General features: G+C 69.7%; 5 protein-coding genes. All 5 read right to left on the bottom strand.

The features are described 5' to 3' along the window. On the bottom strand, nt 1-484 hold a 484-nt coding region (locus I73_RS28580), incomplete at its 3' end, for a biotin carboxylase N-terminal domain-containing protein (RefSeq protein ID WP_040500607.1). A 4-nt stretch (nt 485-488) separates the two neighbouring features. After that, a complete protein-coding gene (locus I73_RS16950) occupies nt 489-1,169 on the bottom strand; it encodes an urea amidolyase associated protein UAAP2 (protein ID WP_022981707.1) in 681 nt (226 codons plus the stop codon). Nucleotides 1,170-1,194: 25 nt separating this feature from the next. Then, entirely contained in the window at nt 1,195-2,007 is an 813-nt protein-coding gene (locus I73_RS16955; RefSeq protein WP_022981708.1) for an urea amidolyase associated protein UAAP1, read from the bottom strand. 65 nt (nt 2,008-2,072) lie between these two features. Then, complete coding sequence (locus I73_RS16960) at nt 2,073-2,903, bottom strand: ABC transporter ATP-binding protein (RefSeq protein WP_022981709.1); 831 nt, start codon at nt 2,901-2,903, stop codon at nt 2,073-2,075. A gap of 145 nt (nt 2,904-3,048) precedes the next feature. Further along, nucleotides 3,049-3,732, bottom strand: a complete 684-nt coding sequence (locus I73_RS28585) for an ABC transporter permease (protein ID WP_234409533.1) — start codon at nt 3,730-3,732, stop codon at nt 3,049-3,051. Nucleotides 3,733-3,960: the final 228 nt, after the last annotated feature.

Genomic DNA, 3,960 nt, shown 5'->3' on the forward strand with positions numbered 1-3,960 from the left:
GCCGCGGCGTGCTCTTGAGCATCACCGGGTAGCCGATGCGGGCGGCCTCCGCCTGGGCATGGGGCAGGTCGCTCAGCAGGCCCGAGCCGGGCAGCAGGGGCACCTGGCAGGCCTCGGCCAGTTCGCGCGCGGTGTGCTTGAGGCCGAAGGCCTGCATGTGCTCCGGGCTCGGGCCGATGAAGGCGATGCCGGCGGCTTCGCAGGCCTGGGCGAATCCCGCGTTCTCGGACAGGAAGCCGTAGCCGGGGTGGATGGCCTGGGCGCCGCAGTCCCGGGCCACTTGCAGGATGACGTCCTGGCGCAGGTAGCTGTCGGCGGCCAGCGCCGGGCCGATGCAATAGGCCTCGTCGGCTTCGCGCACATGGCGCGAGGCCACGTCGGCCTCGGAGTAGACCGCCACGCTGGTCACGCCCAGGGTCCTGAGCGTGCGGATGATGCGGCAGGCGATGGCGCCCCGGTTGGCGATCAGGACCTTGGTGAACATGGCGTCAGGCTCCGTCCCAGATCAGGAATTCGACCGGCGTGGGGTTGTAGGCGTTGCAGGGGTTGTTGAGCTGCGGGCAGTTGGACACCAGCATCCACAGGTCCATCTCGGCGCGCAGCTCCACGTACTTGCCGGGGGCCGACACGCCATCGGCAAAGGTCAGGCCGCCGTCCGGCGTGACCGGCACATTCATGAAGAAGTTGATGTTGGGCACCAGGTCGCGCTTGCTCAGGCCGGCGTCCACCTGGGCGATGGCCAGCAGGTAGTTGTCGCGGCAGGAGTGCATGAACTTCTTCTGCAGCGCGTAGCGCACGGTGTTGCTCTCGGCCGCGCAGGCGCCGCCCAGCGTGTCGTGGCGGCCGCAGGTGTCGGCCACGATGGTGAGCATCGGCCGGCCCTCGTTGCTGCGCAGGACCGAGCCGGTGCTGAGGTAGATGCCGCCCTGGGCCAGCATCGTGTCGCTGGCGCTGTAGTGTTCGGCCACGTCGTGGCGGTTGTAGAAGATCACGTCCACCGCCTGGTTGCCTTCCAGGTCGAGGATGCGCAGGGTCTGGCCGGCCTGGATCTGGGTGAGCCAGGGCTCGCCGGCGGGTTGGCGGTGGCGCAGGGTGGCGTGCGCCGGGTCCAGCGGGCTGGCCTGCAGGGCACCGTGCTGGGCGGGCGTGGCGGAAAGGGTGTCGGTCATGGTCGGCTCCGGTTGGGGGCGGGGTTCAGCACAGGGCGAACACGTCGCTGTTGTGGTGGGCGCGGGCGTTCTCGGGGCGGAAGCGGCGGCAGACGTCGTCCGGCAGGGCCGGGCCACGGCGCCAGGCGGCGATGCCCACCTTGGCAGGGGCGTAGTGGCTGCGCGGGTCCAGCGGGTGGGGGGCGGTGCTGACGGCCACGATCACGTCCATGTCCAGGCGCAGCTCGACCATCGCACCGGCCGGGGCATGGTCGGCATGGAACTGGAAGCGGCCGGCCTCGTCCACGCTGACCTTGCTGAACAGGTTGACCGGGGCGATCAGGTCGCGGGCGCCCAGGCCGTGCTTGCCGATCTCGATCAGCAGGCCGTCCTTGCCGCTGCGGTGCATGCCGTTGCGGGCGTCCTCGAAGCGGCGGTCGCCGTACTGGGCCACCATGCGCGGGTGGTCGAGCAGCGCGCCGAAGGGGTCGTGCCAGCCCAGGCTGTCCTCGGTCACCGAGGCCATGGCCCGGCCCATGTCGCTCATCAGCACATGGCCGCGGCCGTAGTGGGCGGTGTGCTGGGCCTTCAGGCTGTCGGGCATGTTGTAGCGCTCCAGCGGGTTGTGGGCCGCGTAGAGCACCACCGAGCAGTTGGCACCGGCGTCCAGTGCGACGAAGCGCAGCGCCATGCCACGGCTCAGGCGCCAGCTCCAGTGGCCGCCGCCGGGGACCACCTCGCTGAACGCCACGCGGTCGGCGGGCAGCTCGGGCGCGAAGCGTTGCCAGTGGGCGGGGGCATCCACCGGGGCGGTGGCGGGCGGGTTGTCCAGGGTGTGTTCGGGGTGGTGAGCAGACATGGCTTCTCCTAGGGGCGGGCCGTTTTTCGGCGGCCGTGCCCGTCAAAACAGGGGATGGGGACCGATCAGACGGTGGTGGCCGTGCGAGTGAGCTGGTCCAGCAGATCGGTGTCGGTGTGCATGCCGGAGGTCTCGCGGATTCGTTCCAGGATCTGCCGCTTGAGCGCCAGGAAGGCGGGGCTGTGCTTCATGTCCTGGCTGCGTTCGGCCGGCAGGGGCACGTCGTAGAGGGTGTCGATGCGGCCGGGGCGCGGCGCCATCAGCACGATGCGCTGGCCCAGGTAGATCGCTTCCTCAACGTCGTGGGTGACGAAGACGATGGTGGTCTTCTCAAGCCGGTGCACATGGCGGATCAGGTCGTGCATGACCTCACGGGTCTGCGCGTCCAGCGCGCCGAAGGGCTCGTCCATCAGCAGGATGTCGGGCCGGCTCATCAGCGCGCGGGCGATGGCCACACGCTGCTGCATGCCGCCCGAGAGCTGGTTGGGCCAGGCATCGGCCACATGGGGCAGGCCCATCAGGCGCAACAGGGCGTCGGCGCGCCCGCCGGCGGCTTCCACCTCGGCGCTGCTGTGCTTGCCCCGGTGCACCTGGAGCTGACGGCAGAACTTGATGTTCTCGCGCACCGTCATCCAGGGGTAGAGGCTGTAGTGCTGGAACACCATGCCCCGGTCCGGCCCGGGGCCGTTGACGGCGCGGCCGTCGACGAGCAGCTCGCCACCGGTGTGCTGCTCCAGCCCGCCGATGGTGCGCAACAGGGTGGACTTGCCGCAGCCCGAGGCGCCCACGAAGGTGACGAACTCGTTGGGCTGCACCTGCAGGCTGACGTCCTGCAAGGCGTCGGTGCTGGCGCCTTCGTAGCGCTTGAACACGTGACGCACGTCGATCTTGTGCATGTCGGTCTCCTTCAGCCCTTCAGGTGGGCCCAGGGGTACAGCTTGCGGTGCACGAAGCGGAAGCTTTGGTCCGTCAGCAGCCCGATCAGGCCGATGATCAGGATGCCGGCGAAGATTTTTTCGGTTTGCAGAAAGCGCGGCGCCTTCAGGATGGCGTGGCCCGGCCGGAGTTGCCGCCACCAGCTCGGCCACCACCAGGTAGGTCCAGGGCGCTGCCCATGCAGACCCGCAGGGTGTCCAGCAGGGCCGGCTTGGCCGAGGGCAGGATCACCTTCTCCACCAGCTCCTGCCGCGTGGCGCCCATGGTCTGCGCCGCCTCGATCTGCGCCAGGGGCACCCGCCGCACATCGTCGGCCACCAGCAGCACCATCTGGAAGAACACGCCGATGAAGATGATGGCCACCTTGGAGGATTCGTCGATGCCCACCCACAGCATCACCAGCGGGATGAAGGCCACCGCCGGCATGTAGCGGATGAACTCGGTGAGCGGCTCCAGCAGACCCTGCACCGCCCGGAAGCTGCCGATCAGCAGCCCCAGCGGCAGGGCGATCACGGCCGACAGCAGAAAGCCCGCCACCACCCGGAAGATGCTGATGCCCACGTCGCCCAGCAGGTCGTCCTCGGTCCACCAGGTGGCCACCCGGCCCCACACCTTGGCGGGGGTGGGCAGGAAGACGCTGTCACCGCCGGCGCTGGCGGCGAACCACCAGGCCAGCAGTGGCCCCACCAGCCCCACCAGGGCCAGCAGCCAGTACAGCTTGCGGGGGATGGCGCCCCGCACCACCCACATCAGGGGGCGGCGGGGCGCGTCGGAGGCTTCGGGGCGCATGCGGGGCTCCAGCAAGGCGGGGCGCGGGGAGGGCGGCGGCGGGCGGAGCGTGGCTTACTTCAGGGCGTCGGCCAGCAGGCTGGCGTCGATGCCCTTGGCCACGTTGGGCGTGCCTTCGATCAGCTTGTTCTCCGAGAGGAACTTCACCACCGTCGGCGCCACGCCTTGCAACGACAGCGGCTTGCTGGCGTCGCCCAGGGCTTCCTGGTTGAGCTTGGCGTCGAAGAA

Origin of the sequence: Ideonella sp. B508-1 (genome assembly GCF_000333615.1) — a bacterium.
Taxonomy (GTDB): Bacteria; Pseudomonadota; Gammaproteobacteria; order Burkholderiales; family Burkholderiaceae_C; genus Ideonella.